Origin of the sequence: Rheinheimera sp. UJ51, from assembly GCF_020819615.1 — a bacterium.
In the GTDB taxonomy this organism is placed as follows: domain Bacteria; phylum Pseudomonadota; class Gammaproteobacteria; order Enterobacterales; family Alteromonadaceae; genus Alishewanella; species Alishewanella maricola.
On record NZ_JAJHOG010000004.1, the window covers coordinates 178,075 to 195,387 of the forward strand.

19 protein-coding genes are annotated in these 17,313 nt (G+C 46.8%); 13 read left to right on the top strand and 6 right to left on the bottom strand.

Translation table 11 applies throughout. The features are described 5' to 3' along the window. Positions 1-49: 49 nt before the first annotated feature. The 4 genes from LMJ53_RS06730 to ygfZ form a co-directional block, all read right to left on the bottom strand. Positions 50-370, bottom strand: coding sequence for a bactofilin family protein (locus tag LMJ53_RS06730; protein ID WP_229585375.1), 321 nt, complete (start codon positions 368-370; stop codon positions 50-52). 8 nt (positions 371-378) lie between these two features. Then, positions 379-1,410: a M23 family metallopeptidase gene (locus tag LMJ53_RS06735; RefSeq protein ID WP_229585376.1), complete on the bottom strand. Its 1,032-nt coding sequence runs from the start codon at positions 1,408-1,410 to the stop codon at positions 379-381. Between the two features lie 117 nt (positions 1,411-1,527). Continuing rightward, entirely contained in the window at positions 1,528-2,013 is a 486-nt protein-coding gene (locus LMJ53_RS06740; RefSeq protein ID WP_229585377.1) for an FKBP-type peptidyl-prolyl cis-trans isomerase, read from the bottom strand. A gap of 9 nt (positions 2,014-2,022) precedes the next feature. Then, complete coding sequence (ygfZ, locus tag LMJ53_RS06745) at positions 2,023-2,994, bottom strand: tRNA-modifying protein YgfZ (RefSeq protein WP_229585378.1); 972 nt, start codon at positions 2,992-2,994, stop codon at positions 2,023-2,025. 118 nt (positions 2,995-3,112) lie between these two features. On the opposite strand from ygfZ, the gene LMJ53_RS06750 reads away from it, so the two are divergent. Both LMJ53_RS06750 and LMJ53_RS06755 read left to right on the top strand, forming a co-directional pair. Next, positions 3,113-3,364 carry a succinate dehydrogenase assembly factor 2 gene (locus LMJ53_RS06750; RefSeq protein WP_226749597.1) on the top strand — a complete coding sequence of 84 codons (252 nt, stop codon included), beginning with the start codon at positions 3,113-3,115 and terminating at the stop codon, positions 3,362-3,364. Continuing rightward, positions 3,351-3,782, top strand: coding sequence for a protein YgfX (locus tag LMJ53_RS06755; protein WP_229585379.1), 432 nt, complete (start codon positions 3,351-3,353; stop codon positions 3,780-3,782). The genes LMJ53_RS06750 and LMJ53_RS06755 overlap by 14 nt, the downstream gene beginning before the upstream one ends. Here LMJ53_RS06755 and nadB read toward each other — a convergent pair. Further along, positions 3,779-5,383 carry an L-aspartate oxidase gene (gene nadB, locus LMJ53_RS06760; protein ID WP_229585380.1) on the bottom strand — a complete coding sequence of 535 codons (1,605 nt, stop codon included), beginning with the start codon at positions 5,381-5,383 and terminating at the stop codon, positions 3,779-3,781. The genes LMJ53_RS06755 and nadB overlap by 4 nt on opposite strands. A 208-nt stretch (positions 5,384-5,591) precedes the next feature. On the opposite strand from nadB, the gene rpoE reads away from it, so the two are divergent. The 11 genes from rpoE to acpS all read left to right on the top strand — a co-directional run bounded on the left by rpoE (position 5,592) and on the right by acpS (position 14,545). Beyond that, the gene (gene rpoE, locus LMJ53_RS06765; RefSeq protein WP_226749600.1) at positions 5,592-6,173 is read left to right on the top strand and encodes an RNA polymerase sigma factor RpoE; all 582 of its coding nucleotides are present in this window, start codon (positions 5,592-5,594) and stop codon (positions 6,171-6,173) included. Between the two features lie 30 nt (positions 6,174-6,203). Next, positions 6,204-6,812, top strand: coding sequence for a sigma-E factor negative regulatory protein (locus LMJ53_RS06770; RefSeq protein ID WP_229585381.1), 609 nt, complete (start codon positions 6,204-6,206; stop codon positions 6,810-6,812). Continuing rightward, complete coding sequence (locus LMJ53_RS06775; protein WP_229585382.1) at positions 6,812-7,756, top strand: MucB/RseB C-terminal domain-containing protein; 945 nt, start codon at positions 6,812-6,814, stop codon at positions 7,754-7,756. Before LMJ53_RS06770 ends, LMJ53_RS06775 begins: the two co-directional genes overlap by 1 nt. A gap of 18 nt (positions 7,757-7,774) precedes the next feature. Beyond that, on the top strand, positions 7,775-8,239 hold the full coding sequence (locus LMJ53_RS06780; protein ID WP_229585383.1) for a SoxR reducing system RseC family protein: 465 nt from the start codon (positions 7,775-7,777) through the stop codon (positions 8,237-8,239). Positions 8,240-8,372: 133 nt separating this feature from the next. Continuing rightward, positions 8,373-10,172: a translation elongation factor 4 gene (lepA, locus tag LMJ53_RS06785; RefSeq protein WP_226749604.1), complete on the top strand. Its 1,800-nt coding sequence runs from the start codon at positions 8,373-8,375 to the stop codon at positions 10,170-10,172. 28 nt (positions 10,173-10,200) lie between these two features. After that, positions 10,201-11,124: a signal peptidase I gene (gene lepB, locus LMJ53_RS06790; protein ID WP_229585384.1), complete on the top strand. Its 924-nt coding sequence runs from the start codon at positions 10,201-10,203 to the stop codon at positions 11,122-11,124. 9 nt (positions 11,125-11,133) lie between these two features. Then, entirely contained in the window at positions 11,134-11,808 is a 675-nt protein-coding gene (rnc, locus tag LMJ53_RS06795; protein WP_226749606.1) for a ribonuclease III, read from the top strand. Next, positions 11,798-12,715 (top strand): GTPase Era, encoded by a 918-nt coding sequence (gene era, locus LMJ53_RS06800; RefSeq protein WP_226749607.1) that lies wholly within the window; start codon positions 11,798-11,800, stop codon positions 12,713-12,715. The genes rnc and era overlap by 11 nt, the downstream gene beginning before the upstream one ends. 8 nt (positions 12,716-12,723) lie before the next feature. After that, positions 12,724-13,416, top strand: coding sequence for a DNA repair protein RecO (recO, locus tag LMJ53_RS06805; protein WP_229585385.1), 693 nt, complete (start codon positions 12,724-12,726; stop codon positions 13,414-13,416). 20 nt (positions 13,417-13,436) lie between these two features. Continuing rightward, complete coding sequence (pdxJ, locus tag LMJ53_RS06810) at positions 13,437-14,168, top strand: pyridoxine 5'-phosphate synthase (RefSeq protein WP_229585386.1); 732 nt, start codon at positions 13,437-13,439, stop codon at positions 14,166-14,168. Then, on the top strand, positions 14,168-14,545 hold the full coding sequence (gene acpS, locus LMJ53_RS06815) for a holo-ACP synthase (RefSeq protein ID WP_226749610.1): 378 nt from the start codon (positions 14,168-14,170) through the stop codon (positions 14,543-14,545). Before pdxJ ends, acpS begins: the two co-directional genes overlap by 1 nt. A 2-nt stretch (positions 14,546-14,547) precedes the next feature. Here the strand turns inward: acpS and LMJ53_RS06820 are convergent, their stop codons facing one another. Continuing rightward, positions 14,548-17,262 (bottom strand): response regulator, encoded by a 2,715-nt coding sequence (locus LMJ53_RS06820; protein WP_229585387.1) that lies wholly within the window; start codon positions 17,260-17,262, stop codon positions 14,548-14,550. Positions 17,263-17,313 lie beyond the last annotated feature (51 nt).

Consider the following 17,313-nt stretch of genomic DNA (forward strand, 5'->3'; position numbering starts at 1 on the left):
GCAGACCCATTGTCTGCACGTAAAGGGCATAGTGTAGCATAAAGCGGCGTTATTTCGCTTGGCTAAGTTCAGCAACGTTGTTGGGTTGCAGTTCGTCGGTTAACAGCAGGTTTTGTTGGCCAGGTTTAGAGGCATGCGTTTCGCCGAAAAAACTGCCACCACGTTCGATACACAGATTATCGCTGAACACCACGCCATGTGCTTTGCCTTGAGGCAGTATTTCAACTATGTTAGCGGTGATTTGACCATCGAAATAGCCATTTATCATTACCTTGTCAGCGGTGATTTCGCCGACAACTTTACCACTACAGCTGATGATGACAGTACTTTTGCATTCGACGTTACCCTCAAGTTCGCCGTCGATTTGCATATCACTGTTTACTCGGCAGTTGCCGTTAAGGACGCATCCCTCAGCGATGACAGTTGTAATTGTGTGCTTGCCTTGGTTTGCAACATGGTTACCAAAGAATCCCATTTAATACTCCTCTCTTTTTCGAACAACAGGTCGAAATTACCGGAATCCCATTCCATAAAGTGTTGTGGATTAAGCGACCGGTCAAGAAAATGAATTTCATAGTGTAAATGCGGTGCGGTTGAACTGCCGGTATTGCCTGCTTTAGCGATTAATTGGCCTTTGTGGACAAAGGTGCCACTTGCCACATTAAAGTCTGATAAATGAGCGTAAAGCGTGGCAAAACCAAAAGCATGACGTATTTTTAATAAGTTGCCATAACCGCTATTGCTGCGACGCACCACTTCCACCACGCCGTCAGCAGGGGCATAAATTTCGGTGCCTTTCGGTGCCGTGAGATCGATACCATTATGATGCTGGCGCTTGCCTAAAATAGGGTGGGTTCGAACCCCATAGCGAGAAGAACGTTTATCGAAATCAAGTGGTGAGCCATTGGGTACCAGCTGCAACATGGCCATCCTTGCGCTGGCGTTCACGGTGGCGATATCCAGTCGAGCTTCTAAATTTTGGTCGATACCTTGCTCTAAACCTAAATTCTGTTCAATTTCACCCAAACGTTGGCTGACTTGCAGCATCTGATCTTGTTTAAGGGTTAATTCGTGTTCTAGGGTTTCGCGGGCGGCATTTAACTGAGCCAGTTGTTGCTGTAAAGCATTCGTTTGCGAGGTCAGTAGCTGTTGCTCGGTTTTGGTTTGTTCAACCGTATGCAGCAAATAGTTAATCACCGCCGCGGTGATAAGTACTGAAAACAGCACAAGCCATAAGCCAATTACAGCGTTGCGCTTAAATATCTTACCGATACTAAAGTGCTTGGTGCCGTTGATGCTAGAGATAGAAATACTAATACGATCTTTCATCAGCTGGATAATGTGCTCAGTGGCTAAAAAATAACAATGGCTAAAAATATGTGGCTTTGGGGTGGCTGTCAAGCAGTTCATGCGGCGGGTTGCACTACTTCAGAGCAATGATTTTTCAGTTGGCGTGTTTGCTTAGGGTCAATAAAAAAACCGCAGCGGTCACTGCGGTTCTTTTTTTATCAATGAAATCAATAAGCCTTAGTGATCAGCATGTCCATCTAAACCATGCACATGGCCGTGCGCCAGTTCTTCTGCTGTCGCATCACGAACTAACACAACGTCAACATCAAAACTGAGTTCAATGCCAGCGAGTGGGTGATTACCATCAACGACGACTTCTTCTTCTGTAACGTCGACAATAATGACCGGCTGTTCACGGCCATCTGGGCCGGATGCGCGAAAACGCATGCCTACTTCTACATCCATACCTTCAAACATGTTTTTCGGTACGGATTGCACGAGTTGATCATGACGCTCGCCGTAAGCATCTGCAGCAGCAATGCTGCTCGTAAATTTATCGCCACTGTTTTTGCCAATCAGTGCTTGTTCCAGACCTGGGATCAATGCACCATGGCCAAACAGGAAGACTAGAGGTTCGCCGCCAGCAGAAGAGTCAAGCTGGTTACCTGCAGTATCTGTTACTGTGTAATGGATGGCGACGACTTTGTCTTGAGAAATGGTCATGCAAACCTCTTAATTTAATGAATAAGGTAGCGGTAACTGTTGCAGCAAAACGGGCTGCTCAGCACTTAACCGCAAGGTGTCTGCCGGTGTTATATCATTCGGGAGCAGTGCTAACAACCAAAGTTGGTCATTGATATTCACCGCATTAATGACTTGGCCAATCCGGCGCCAGTTCTGTTCCAGTTGCAGTTCTATTGCTGTACCTGCGACCGGAAGTTCGTTGGTGTTTGCGTGTAAAATGTAACTGGCTCTTTTATTGCCACCGCGGTATTTCAAGCGGGCTACCGTTTCTTGTCCGATATAGCAGCCTTTGGTAAAGCTGATGGCATCAATCGCTTGTAAGTTAAGCATCTGTGGCACAGCTTCGCCAATTAGTGGTTGTTCTAAATAAGCTAACCCTTGCAAAATATGGGCTTTAAGCCAAACCGTTGGGGCAGCCAGTGGCCAATCTGCCGTCATAAGTTGCTGCGCCTGCGTTTGCGGTAGCACCAACATAAAATGCGCCGCAGCTAAGCGTAATAAGCTGCCGTGTTGTCCATGGCTAACCTGACCGTCTGCCGCGGGCAGACTAAAACCTAACTGTGTCACAAGTTGCTCTGCTTGAGAACCGCCTAAACCAAACACGGCATAAGGTTCAGTGGTTTGGTCAAAACTTACTTTGGAAAACACGCCAAATTTTTTCAGTTGGGCGGCAGAGGCTTGCAGTTCGTCACGAAAAGCGACCATCAGTAGCGCATCGTCTTTGGCAAACAACTGAAATATCGCCCACATTTTACCTTTAGCATCACAATGTGCGCCGCGTAAAAAAGTGTCCGCCGTTAAGGTTTCAATATCACAGGTCGTTTGCCCTTGTAGATATTTACGGTTATCAGGCCCACTAATAGCCAATACCTGAAAAGCAGGTAAAGGAGCAAGATAAGCATCATGAACCTGAGTAGATAATTGTGCGTATTGTTCTGCAGTTAGCCAAGATGTATGCATAGCGAGCGTTCATTTAACCGTTAATAGTAAATAGATTGGGGCAAGACACAAAAGCTCAACCCCTGATCGCAATATTTGTTAAGATACTGCCAATGTCGCAGAATAATGAGGAGTCTACATGACCGCTTTAATGAGTAAACCAAAACTGCGCTGGGCGTGTCGTCGCGGTATGTTGGAGTTAGATATTTTATTAGCACCCTTCGTCGACGAAGGTTACGATGCATTAAACGACCAGCAAAAAGCCGATTTTGAACGGCTCTTAGCCTGTGATGATCCGGATTTATTCGCTTGGTTTATGGGGCATCAACACTCTAAAGATGCCTCTATTCAAGCCATGGTTGAGTTAATCGTCAATCGTGTCCGGGTCTAGCTTTTATCTTAGAACCTCGCGTTACCGACGCATTGCGTTACTGGCCATCAGTGTGCTCGGTGGCGCTATCGTCCTCACTTTACCGCTGCAAGGGATCTGGTATTTACCCGCTGCCTTGCTGCTACTAACGTTTTTTTATCTGATGCTGCAATACTGGGCTGCACCCGGTGTTAGCGGTATTTTACATATTGAGCAAGATGGCGCTTTGCATTGGCAACAAAGTGCTTTACCCGCTGGGCAATTAGCCGCAAATTGTCTACTCAACCCTTGGTTTGTGCAATTGTTTTGGTATGACGAAATGGGCCAGCGGCAGCGCTGTTATCTGTTTGCCGACCAATTGTCTGCCAGTGATTATCGAGCACTGGCAAGACGGGTACAATTGCAACGCTGGCGCAGCGTTGCTGACGAGGCGCTTTAACGCAGCGGTTGTAAAATACTCGGTTTACTATCACTTAGCATATTTGGGTAATCCAAATTGTAATGTAAACCCCGGCTTTCTTTACGCTGCATGGCACAGCGAATAATAAGCTCGGCCACTTGCACTAAATTACGTAATTCCAATAAATTATTGCTGATACGAAAATGACTGTAATAATCGTGAATTTCTTGTTTTAGTAACTCTACGCGATGCAGTGCCCGTTCAAGTCGCTTATCGGTGCGCACAATACCCACATAATCCCACATAAATAACCGCAACTCGTGCCAGTTATGCGTTATCACTACTTCTTCATCCGAATTACTCACTCGGCTATCGTCCCAAGCGGGCAACGTTAGGGTAGCTTGAGATTGGGGCAATTGCGTCAAAATATGTCGAGCCGCGGCTTGGGCAAAAACAATACATTCTAATAACGAATTAGACGCCATTCTGTTCGCGCCGTGTAAACCGGTATAGGCCACTTCGCCAATGGCGTATAAATTTTGCAAGTCTGTTTGGCCATGCAAATTGGTCATTACGCCGCCGCAGGTATAGTGCGCAGCAGGGACGACCGGAATGGCCTCTTTGGTAATATCAATACCCACACTAAGGCATTTAGCGTAAATGGTAGGGAAGTGTTCAATAATAAAGTCTTTGTCTTGATGACTAATATCTAAAAATACAGAGTTAGCGCCTAGGCGTTTCATTTCAAAATCGATGGCACGAGCCACAATATCTCGCGGTGCTAACTCTGCACGCTCATCAAAATCAGGCATAAACCGGCTGCCATCGGGGCGCTTTAAATAGGCTCCTTCGCCGCGCATGGCCTCGGTAATTAAAAAATTCGGGGCTGCAGGGTGGTACAAGCTGGTTGGGTGAAATTGATTAAATTCCATATTGGCCACCCGACAACCCGCACGCCAAGCCATCGCAATGCCATCGCCACTGGCCACATCTGGATTGCTGGTATACAGATACACTTTACTGGCGCCGCCGGTAGCTAGTGCCACCGCTTTAGCTTGAATGGTCTCAACGCGAGCCAAAAGGTTGTTCCAAACATAAGCACCATAACAACGTGCCGGATCTAGACCGAGTTTTTTGCCGGTAAGCAAATCAATGGCGTTGTAGTTTTCTAACAAACGAATATTTGGGTGGCGTTTAACTTGATCAACCAGCGTGATTTGTACGGCTTTACCGGTGGCGTCGGCTGCATGCAAGATGCGGCGATGACTATGGCCACCTTCCCGAGTGAGGTGGTATTTCATGCTGCCATCAGTATCTTGATACTGATCAAAGGGGACGCCTTGGGCGATTAACCACTCCATCGCTTGTTTAGCGTGTTCTGCGGTAAATTTTACCGCTTCTTCTTCGCACAAACCGGCACCAGCAATCAAGGTGTCATTCACATGCGACGCGATGGTGTCATTTTCGTCAAACACCGCGGCGATCCCGCCTTGCGCGTACAGTGTTGAGCCTTCGCGTAAAGCCCCTTTACTTAAAACAATAACGCTGGCGTGATCCGCCAATTGCAGCGCTAGCGACAAACCCGCCGCGCCACTACCAATAATTAATACGTCACAAAGATATTCATTGGGTTGTGTCATAGGATACACTTAACTCAGTTAGTGGCTTTGGTAAAACAGACTAAAATAACAGGCTGCGGTATAATTTGTTGCGCTATGTTCAGGTTATTCTAGCGTTTTTATAAAAATAAGCAGAACTATTTATTCAGCCTGCAGTCATAGTCAGTACGCTTGACTGGCGCCATTCGTTTACAACACCTAAATAAGTATTACAGGGGTAGGCTCAAGAATGAGCGAGCAAGAATTAGATTGGCAAATTGTCCAGCGTGTACAACAAGGCGATAAAGCCGCTTTCAATCTGCTGGTAAAAAAATATCAGCATAGGATCGCGAACTTAATCTCACGTTATGTCTCTAACCATGGTGACGTAGCTGATGTCGCTCAAGAAGCCTTTATTAAAGCTTATCGAGCTATCCCCGGTTTTCGTGGTGAGAGTGCGTTTTACACTTGGTTGTATCGAATAGCAGTGAATAGTGCCAAAAATTATCTGGTATCAAACAATCGTAAGCCACCGGCTAGCGATGTTGATGCCGAGGATGCAGAATACTACGAAGGTAGTGATGCTTTAAAAGAACAAGATTCTCCGGAACATTTATTATTGTCCGAAGAAATTCGCCAAGTGGTGTTTGGTACCATAGAAAAATTACCCGATGAGTTACGTACGGCAATTACGCTACGTGAATTAGAAGGGTTAAGTTACGAAGAGATTGCCGAAGTTATGGAGTGCCCGATTGGTACAGTACGTAGTCGTATTTTCCGGGCGCGCGAAGCCATAGACGCTCAGTTAAAACCCTTAGTGGGTAATACCTAAGCCGATATAGACTATTTGACAGGAAACTTTATGTTGTCAGAAAAGCAAGAATGGCTGTCACAAGCCGCCGATAATCACGCGTTAACTGCCGAGCAACTGTCAGAATTGTTACAGCAGCCTGATTTGCAGGAAACCGTGCAGCGCTATCAGTTGGCTGGTGCCGTGCTTCGAAATGAAGCCGAAAGTGTGTTACCACTGGATTTTGCCGATAACTTGGCCAGTATGTTGGAACAAGAGCCAACCTATCAATTGCAAAACAGCAGCAGTTTATTACAGAAAATGAAAAACGGTTTACTACAGGCGGCGAATGCCGAATGGTTTAAACCGGCAGCACATGGTGCTATTGCCGCCAGTGTCGCTTTAGTGGCGGTATTTGGTGTGCAGCAATATCAGCAACCGCTCGAACAGCAACTGAGTGCGCCCACGCCTCTGTTACAAACGCGCCCCGTTGCCGGTTTTGCTACGCCAGTGAGTTTAAGTCAAACGTCTGTTGAAAATCGTTTTGAAGCGCAAGAGCAGCAAGCGATGTTAGAGCAACAGCAACGTCTGCAAGCGTTATTACAGGCGCACCGTCAGCAAATTCGAGTTTCTGAAACGCAAACGAACAAAACCTCAACACAGGAAAAACGCGAGCAATAATGATGAAATGGCTGTTTGGCATCTGTAGTATGGTCGTGCTGTGTTGTAGTCAGCCGGCAAGTGCCGAAGAAACGGGTTGGGCTTTATTTGATAAAGTGCAGCAGAGTGTTAAACAGCACAATTTTGACGTTTCTTATGTCGTGCTCAAAGGCGGCCAAGCCGAGACCTATCGTTGGTTGCATGGCCGTTCGGGTGATAAAGAAATTGAACATCTGATCCCGATGTACGCCGATGGTGTCGATATCGTTAGACGCAGCGACAAAGTGTATTATTTACTCAGCGAGCGTCCTTCTCTCGTAACCCAAAGCAGCAGTATTAAAGAACTGCCGCCATTATTATTTCAAAGCCCCGAAAAAATTCGCAGCCTGTACGATGCGGTCGCCGGTAGCAGTTCGCTGATGGACGGTCGAAGTGCCCAACTGTTAAGGCTATCTGCCATTGATGATAATCGGCATCATTATTGGCTGTGGGTAGATGTGCAAACCGGCTTTCCGCTGCGCATTGATACATTGTCTGAACAACATCCCAATAACAAAAACCGTGCTTTAGAGATTTGGCAGGTCACGCATTTACGCATCACTCCTGAGCTTCCCGATACCTTAGCACAATTGCTAGAAATTGAGTTGCCTGCGCTGACACCGCCTGTGGTGGCCAAACCGGCTTCGCAACCGCACCAACTTAGCTGGTTACCGAAGGGTTTTAGCATTAGCGACGATCCATTGTTAGTGCCGCAGTTACAATCTGATGTTCTCAGTTACTGGTTATTGTCAGATGGCTTACATCAAGTGTCGGTTTTTGTGCAGAATAGCCATCAGTTACCCACTCAAGCTTACCGTGATGGCGCCACCACCATTTATGTACAAGCCGATGCTAAACAGGATGTGACCGTGATTGGGCCAATCAGCATTGAAACGGCTAAGCGTTTAGCCGCTGCAGTGCGCTAATGATGAGCCAGCTGCCCCATGGTTGAAGAAATAGCCACCGTATTAGCCATTGAATCCGATGGGGTCTGGCTAAATACCACACCGGCTGGGACCTGTCATAGCTGTCATGTCAGTACTGATTGTGGTACTGGCATCGTGGCGCAAACCTTTACACCTCGCCAAAATCGCTTTTTTGTCAAAACTCCGTTACAGCTGTTACCCGGTGAACAAGTGACGATTGGTGTTGCCGAGCAAGGCTTAGTGTTAGCGGCCTTGGCCGTCTATTTATTACCCTTAGTGTTGATGTTAGTGGTAGTGGTGACCATGCAAAGCCTATGGCAACCGGCTGAAGGCTGGTTGATGTTGGGCGCACTGATCGGCGGGGCCAGCGGCTTTGCTTTAGCTCGGCGCTATAATCAGTCTTTGCAAAGCCAGCAAGAGCAAGTGATCATCTTAAGCGTACTGCCCAGTATAAAGCTAAACCCTGCAGCGACTGACGCTTAACAACCATAGCAAGCTGCCGCGGGATAGAGTACAATTCGCGCTAATTTTATTAATAACCTGTATGGTTAGTCTTAAGCTATTGGTCATTTACTGACAGCGACGGCGGCCATACGCTTAGTTTCTTGCGGATACCATGCCTAAACTTGAACATATCAGAAATTTCTCAGTTATTGCCCACATTGACCACGGAAAATCTACCTTATCCGATCGCCTGATCCAATATTGTGGCGGTTTAAGTGATCGTGAAATGCAGCAACAAGTGCTGGATTCCATGGATCTGGAGCGTGAACGTGGTATCACCATCAAAGCACAGAGTGTGACGCTGTATTACCCTGCGGATGATGGCAACACTTACCAGCTAAACTTTATCGATACGCCAGGCCACGTAGACTTTACTTATGAAGTAAGCCGTTCGTTAGCCGCCTGTGAAGGCGCGTTATTGGTAGTGGATGCCGGACAAGGGGTAGAGGCACAAACTGTGGCCAACTGCTATACCGCCTTGGACATGAATTTAGAAGTTATCCCGGTACTGAATAAGATCGACTTACCACAGGCAGAGCCGGAGCGGGTAGCCGAAGAAATCGAAGATATTATTGGTATTGAAGCCCTCGGTGCGGTGCAGTGTTCGGCCAAAACCGGTTTGGGTATCAAGGATGTGTTAGAAACCATCGTTAAAAAAATCCCTTGCCCAGAAGGCGAGCCGGATGCCCCGACGCAAGCATTAATTATCGATTCTTGGTTTGACGCCTACCAAGGTGTTGTCTCTTTAGTTCGGGTAAAACACGGTAGTATTAAAACCAAAGACAAAATCAAAGTGATGTCGAGTGGGCAAATCTTTGAAGTAGATAAAGTAGGGGTGTTCAGCCCGAAAGCCACCAATACCGGCGAATTAAAAACCGGTGAAGTAGGCTTTGTGATTGCCGGTATTAAAGAAATCAAAGGCGCACCAGTGGGTGATACCTTAACCTTGGCAAAAAACAGCGCTGAAAAAGCCTTACCGGGTTTTAAACGGATTAAACCGCAGGTGTATGCGGGGGTTTTCCCGGTGTCCAGCGATGATTATGAAGACTTTCGTGATGCGCTGGCTAAGTTAAGCTTAAACGACTCGTCATTATTTTATGAACCAGAAAACTCAGGCGCATTAGGCTTTGGCTTTCGGATCGGTTTCCTGGGTATGTTGCACATGGAAATCATTCAAGAGCGCTTAGAGCGGGAATACGATCTGGATCTGATTACAACAGCACCAACGGTAGTGTATGAAGTGGTCACCAAAAATGGCGAGACCATTTTAGTGGATAACCCCAGCGATTTACCTGCGGTAAATGATATTGATGAGATCCGTGAGCCTATCGTTGAAGCGCATATCTTGGTGCCGCAAGAGTATTTAGGTAACGTTATTACCCTATGTATCGAAAAGCGCGGTACGCAAATTAATATGAGCTACCACGGTCGACAAGTCGCCGTGGTTTACGAACTGCCGATGGCTGAAGTGGTGATGGATTTCTTCGACCGCTTAAAATCGACCAGTCGCGGTTATGCGTCATTGGATTACAGTTTCAAACGTTTCCAAACCTCGAATATGCAGCGGGTTGATATCTTGATTAACGGCGAGCGGGTAGATGCGTTGGCCATCATCAGTCATATCGATTTTGCACAAGGTCGAGGCCGGCAGTTAGCGGAAAAGCTAAAAGAGCTGATCCCACGGCAGATGTTCGATATTGCCATTCAAGCAGCTATTGGCAACCATGTTATTGCTCGTACTACGGTAAAACAGTTACGCAAAAACGTATTAGCGAAATGTTATGGTGGCGATATTAGCCGGAAGAAAAAGCTCTTACAAAAGCAAAAAGACGGTAAAAAACGGATGAAACAAGTGGGTAATGTGGAAGTGCCACAAGAAGCCTTCTTGGCCATTTTAAAAGTGGGTAAATAAACCCCGATCGCATGATTAAGGAAGCTTAATGGCTGGTTATTTTGCAATATTTTTGGTGTTACTGACGTTAGCATGTACCGTTACTTGGTTATTCGAGCGGTTTTTACTCGCGCCGAAGCGGCAGCAAAAATTAGCTTTTGCCAATGCCCAATCGAAGTCGGTATTGCCAGAACAGGTTCAGCAAGACTTTTTAAAACAACCGGCCATTGTTGAAACCGCCATTTCAATTTTACCGGTAGTTGCGGGCATCACCTTGTTACGCTCGTTTTTATACGAGCCGTTTCAAATTCCGTCAGGATCGATGATGCCGACCTTGTTGGTCGGTGATTTTATTTTGGTAGAAAAGTTTTCTTATGATGTAAAAGATCCGGTTTGGCGCAAGACCTTGTGGTCAAACAATCAGCCTGAGCGTGGAGATGTTGCGGTATTTAAATATCCGCCTAATCCACGTTTAGACTATATCAAGCGGGTTGTGGGTTTGCCTGGCGATCGTATTGTGTATAAGCAAAAGCAATTGTATATCCAACGCGCTTGTAGCGAAGGTCAAACCAGCGGCTGCGGCAATTTAGAAATGATCCCGTTAACCTTTCAAGCCGAGGCTGAGTTCTTTATGGGGCCGTTACCACAACGCCGATATGAAGAAACGCTGGGACAGGTAACGCACAATATTTTGCAAACTCCGATGCTGCCAGACAATCTACAGGATTTCTATCGTCAGCCAGGTACGGGTATTGATGAGTTTGTTGTACCTGCAGGCCACTATTTTGTACTAGGTGATAATCGCGACAACAGTGTTGATAGTCGGTTTTGGGGCTTTGTGCCTGCCGATAACATGGTTGGTAAAGCGGTATTTGTCTGGATGAGTTTTGAATTTAGCGAAGACCCGAATAGCTGGTTACCGCGTTGGGTTCCGGTCGGTGTACGTTTTGCACGACTAGGACCGATCCATTAAGAGTGTTTTATGCATAAACCGTTAGCACCGCTGATGCGCAAATTAAGTTATGAGTTTCAGCAACCCGCCTTATTGGAGCAGGCGCTGACTCACCGCAGTTGTAAAGGACAACATAATGAGCGGTTAGAATTTCTAGGTGATGCCTTACTTGGTCTGGTCATTGCGGAAGCGTTATTTGAGCGTTTTCCAGAGACCCGCGAAGGCGATTTAACACGCATGCGCTCGGCGCTGGTAAAAGGGGTCACCTTAGCCTCTATTGCCCAAGAATTAGGCTTATCTGAGTTTTTACGTTTAGGGCCAGGTGAGTTAAAAAGTGGTGGTTTTCGTCGAGAATCGATTTTAGCGGATGCGCTAGAAGCGATTATTGGGGCAATTTATTTAGATAGCGGTATGGCAGCGTGTAAAGCGCAAATCATGTTGTGGTTTGCACAGCGTTTACAAGAGATTACCCCAGGCCAGCAAAAAGACTCGAAAACCCTGCTGCAAGAATATTTACAAGGGTTACGTAAACCCTTGCCCACCTACGATGTGATTGCCACCGTGGGTGAGGCTCATCAGCAAACTTTCACTGTGCGTTGCACCGTGCCAGGCATGCCCCCGATTAATGCGACCGGTTCATCTCGGCGCAAAGCTGAGCAGGATGCGGCTCAGTTGGCTTTGGAACAAATTAAACATGACAGATAAGCAACAGCCCGACGCAGCAACGACTTTTGCCGGTTTGGTGGCCATAGTTGGGCGGCCGAATGTCGGTAAATCGACCCTGTTAAATAAATTAGTGGGTCAGAAAGTCAGTATTACGTCAAAAAAGCCCCAAACGACCCGCCATCGTATTGTCGGTATTGATACTCAAGAGCAGTATCAAACCGTCTATGTCGATACCCCAGGCCTGCATATTGAAGAAAAACGCGCGATTAACCGCCTGATGAATAAAGCGGCTTCGTCATCAATTCAAGACGTAGAGTGTGTGATTTTTGTGGTTGAAGGCACGCGTTGGCACGATGACGATCAAATGGTGCTGAACAAACTGATCGCGGCCAATAAACCGGTGGTCTTGGTGGTGAATAAAGTCGATTTGTATAAAGACAAATCAGATTTATTACCGCATCTACAGTGGTTGGGCAGCCAGTTACCGTTTTTAGATGTGGTGCCGTTATCTGCTGAAACCGGCGATAATGTTGAAGCCCTACGTAAAGTGATACAACGCCAGCTGCCGCCTTGCGAATTCTTTTTCCCAGAAGATTATATTACCGATCGCTCGCAGCGTTTTATGGCAGCAGAAATCGTCCGTGAAAAACTGATGCGCTTTCTCGGTGATGAATTACCTTATGCCGTCACGGTGGAGATCGAGCGCTTTAAATGGGAAGAAAAACATTTTCACATTGCAGCGTTAGTGCTGGTTGAGCGCGAAAGTCAGAAGCGGATGGTCATTGGTAACAAAGGCGAGCGGATTAAGCAAATTGCCACTGAAGCCCGGCTAGATATGGCGGACATGTTGGATGCGCCGGTGTTTTTGCAAGTCTGGGTTAAAGTGAAATCGGGGTGGGCAGATGATGAGCGAGCGCTGCGCAGCCTAGGTTACGGCGAAGATTAAGCCCGCCAATGGACGCTAAGCTCTGGCCTGCCTATATTTTGCATAGCCGTCCCTTTCAGGAAGATAAACTTTTATTGTCACTGTTGTTACCTGAGCAAGGGCGCATTAGCGCTGTTGCGCGGCGACGCAGTGGCAAACAGCATCGCGCACTCCAACCCTTTCAGTTGTTCTCGGTCAGTTTAACCGGTCGCAGTGACTTAAAAACGGTAAAACAGCTCGAAGAGAGCCGTGCCGCCAGCCAATTAAGCGGTAAGGTGCTGTTCAGTGGTCTTTATCTCAATGAATTGATATGTCGTTTATGGCCTGCTGATCAGCCATCAGATAACTTATTTGCTTTATATCAACAGGCATTAGCCGCGCTAGTGCAGGTACAACAACAAGCAACGGGTTTAGAAAGTGCGTTGCGCCAATTTGAATTGGCCTTATTAGACGAATTAGGCGTATTACCTGACTGGTCATCTGACTGCTATGATCGACCTTTGCAAGCCGAGCAGCATTATTGTTATGTGCCAGAGCAAGGCTTGGTGCCCGTGCAGCAAGGCTGGCCTGGTGCTTTGTTGCTAGCGCTGGCCGCAGAGCAATGGCATGTTGTCGGGCTATTACCGGTGGCTAAACAACTGACTCGACAATTACTGGCCCCGTTACTGGGCAATAAACCTTTAGCCAGCAGGGCATTATTTACTTCGTCCGATAAGGCGTAACCCAAAGAGTGGAGAGAAAAATGACGGCAATTTATTTGGGTGTCAATATTGATCACGTGGCAACAGTGCGTAATGCACGTGGCACTTATTATCCCGAGCCAGTGCACGCGGCACTGATGGCCGAGCAAGCCGGTGCGGATGGCATAACCGTGCATTTGCGCGAAGACCGCCGCCATATTATTGATCGCGATGTGTTTATTTTACGCGAGACCTTAGCAACACGGCTCAATTTCGAAATGGCACTGACCGATGAAATGCTGGGCATTGCGGCTAAGCTGAAACCGCATTTTTGTTGTTTAGTCCCAGAAAAGCGTGAAGAATTGACCACCGAAGGCGGTTTAGAAGTTGCCGGTAAATTAAGCCAAATGCGTGATGCTGTGGCGCAACTTGCCGCAGATAATATTTTGGTATCACTGTTTATTGATGCCGATAAAAAACAAATTGCTGCCGCGGCCGAAGTCGGCGCACCCTTTATCGAGATCCACACGGGTAAGTATGCCGAAGCCAAGCATCCCGCGGAGCAGTTAGCCGAACTAAAGCGTATTCAAGAGGCTGCAACCTATGCGGCTTCATTGGGGTTAACGGTCAATGCGGGCCATGGTTTGCATTATCATAACGTACAGCCTATTGCGGCTATCCCTGAAATGTACGAGCTTAATATTGGTCATGCCATTATTGCCCGCGCTATTTTTAGCGGTTTAGGCCCAGCAGTAAGCGAAATGAAACGGCTGATGGTAGAGGCACGTCGTTAATGGCGATCCGCGGCCTAGGTACTGATATTGTGGCGATTGAACGCATTGCCCGAAGTTTGCAGCAGACCCCTCGATTAGTGCTGCGGGTGTTAACCCCGTTTGAGCAAGAGCAATATCAAAATCATCGGCAACCCGAGCGTTACTTTGCAAAACGTTTTGCCGCGAAAGAAGCCGCGGCAAAAGCCTTGGGTACCGGTATTGGTCGCGGCATTTCATTTCAACATTTTGAGATCCGTAATGATGTCTGGGGCAAGCCTGAGTTAACCTTAACCGAGCAGGCTGCTGTGTTAGCTGCCGAGAAGGGCGTTACTGCAGTTTGGCTCAGTATCAGTGATGAGCAGGCTTATGCTTGTGCCACGGTCATTTTAGAATCTTAAGCTCATGGCTCTGGCATCGACGGATCGATGCCATAGAGCAGCTGGATAACATCGTCTAACTCTGATAACTCCGGCTCCAATAACTTGATATTGGCGCCGCGTTTTAATTGTGTTTCAAGCGCTTCCAGTAGATTTTTTAACCTGGGCACACCGGTATAACAACAGGCGCCATGCAGTTTGTGTAAGGCATGCAGCAGCATTTGTTGGTCATTATCTCTAATCGCTTGGTTAATTTGTTTTTCAGACTGCGGTAAGCTTTTTAACAACATCAGCAGCATCTCTTGCGCTAATTCCGGTTTACCTGCTGCCCGTTGTAACGCCATGGGCCAATCGATTAAAGGCACCACTTGTAAGGCTTGTTGCTGGGTATCTTGATGTTTTTGCAGCTGACAATACTCTTGCAAGGTAAACAACAGCATTTTGTCATCTAACGGTTTGGTTAAAAATTCATTAAAGCCGGCATTGATTAAGCGTGTACGCTCGCCATCCATCGCATGTGCGGTTACAGCAATAATCGGTGTATGCTCATTTAACGAGCTTTGTCGAATGCGCTGACACGCCGTGATGCCATCCATCACCGGCATATTAATGTCCATAAAGATAATATCGTAGGCATGCTGCGTGGATTTCTGCCACGCGGCGGCACCATCACGAGCCGAATCCAGAAAATGCACATGCTCACGTAAAAGCGTATTAATCAGTTTTAAGTTGGCTTCGTTATCGTCGACCGTTAACACTTTTAAGCCTGGCGATAGCAGCTCTTCACTTTGGCCATTGGCTTGAGCAATGTCGGTATAGGGCTGAGCTAAGGTTAAGGCTAATTTGCGCATATGAGCCGGCTTGGGTAAACAAGCGCTGGCGCCTGAGCTGAGCAATACTTCACGCAAGTTGGGTGATAAGGTATTCACCAACAAATAGACATGCTGGCAGTGCGCTTTAATGCGCTGCACCAGCGTAATAATTTCATTGACCTGATTAATGGCAACGGCTCGGCCTAATAAGCCGATATCATAAGCCTTAGGCTGGCTAAGTGCTTGTTGTAGTTGCGCTTTGGTGGCGCAAGCCGTCACCACCATTCCCCAGCTGCTCAGCAGTTGTAAGGTGGCCTCGCGTGAATATTGCTGTGGTTCAAAATACAAAACGGTTTTTTCAGCCAGCAACTCTAGCGGTAGCGCTTCCGCAACCGACAGTTGATGGCGTTGGCACTTAATGGTAAACCAAAAAGTTGAACCCTCGGCTAACTTGCTTTCAAAGCCAATAGTACCTTGCATGGCTAGCACTAACCGTTTCGAGATAAGTAAGCCTAAGCCAGAGCCGGTTTGTTGGTCGCTTTGCTCAAGCGGTGTGACGCCATCAAATAAATGACGTTTTTTATCTTCACTGATGCCACGACCGGTATCTTTAACCGAAATTTGTAGCTGAATTTGTTCATCGTTTAAACTGGTGGCTTTAACCCGAATGATGATACTGCCATGCTCAGTAAATTTAATGGCATTACCGGCAATATTCATCAATACCTGAGTTAATCGAGCCGGATCGGCTACCACGGCATCAGGGCAGTCTGGCTCGACCAACAACACCAACTCTAATTGCTTATCAAAAGCGTTGCTGACTAATAATTCGATGGTATCGTTTAGCACGTCGCGCAGTGAAAACGGTTCAGGATTAATCGACATACGGCCTTCTTCTAACCGCGAAAAATCCAATACATCATTGACCAAATTCAATAGGCTATTTGCCGACTTCTGGATAGTTTGTAGGTAGTCACTTTGATGGTGAGTCAGCGGGGTTTTTAATAATTGCCGGGTAAAGCCAATGACGGCGTTTAACGGGGTGCGTAGTTCATGGCTCATTTTGGCTAAAAAATCCGACTTTTGCCGGTTGTCTTCTAGCGCTTTGCGTTTCGCAAAATCGAGCTGGATATTTTGGATCTCAAGCTGCTCCATGCTCAGTTGTAAATCACTGGTCACTTGTTCAATATTTTGCTGCATTTCTTGCTCTAGCCGAGACAGATGCTCGGCTAATTTCAACAAGCCTTGTTGAAAGTCATCAAACTCGCGAACGCCTAACAAATAAGGCCGCAGTCGATATTGTCCATCCATCAATTGCTGCATTTGCCGTTTCAGACGTTGCAGTTCAGGTTGCAGTTTTTGAATTAAAAATAGGGTTAAACCCAGTGCGAGCAGCAAGACTAAAGCAATTAAAGCGCCGCTTTGCAGCACCCCTAGTTGTTGCTGTAATACAATATGTTGTTGGTCAAACTGCAATAGCAAATAGCCAGGGTCTTCTGCCAATAAATTGTTATCGCGTAATAATGGCTGATAGACAATTAATTGTGGTTGGGACGAATAAAAGCGGATTTGCGAAGGCTTAGTGGCCTGTTGATGCACCGCATGAGTAGATAAATCTTGTTGGCTATTGCTGGTCAGTAATAAACGGCCCTCAGCATCAAATAACGAAATACTGGTGATCAAGGGGGCGTTTAAGCGATGGGCATGTTCCAGCAAAGGCAGAACGGTTTTTAGTGGCTGTTGTTGTAACAGGGGTTGGCTGCTAATCGCCAACATCAGGGCGACATTGGCAGCACGCTCATGCAAGTGTAATTCACTGGCCTGTTGTTGCCGGTGGTTAAAATAGCTAGCCAGCAGTATACCCACCAGCAAGCTGGGTAGCACACTACAAAGAATTAACCAAAAACGCAGACCAATTTTTTTCATCAGGGCACGGCACTTGTTACAATTAAGCTCAGCCATGTCATAATGACACAT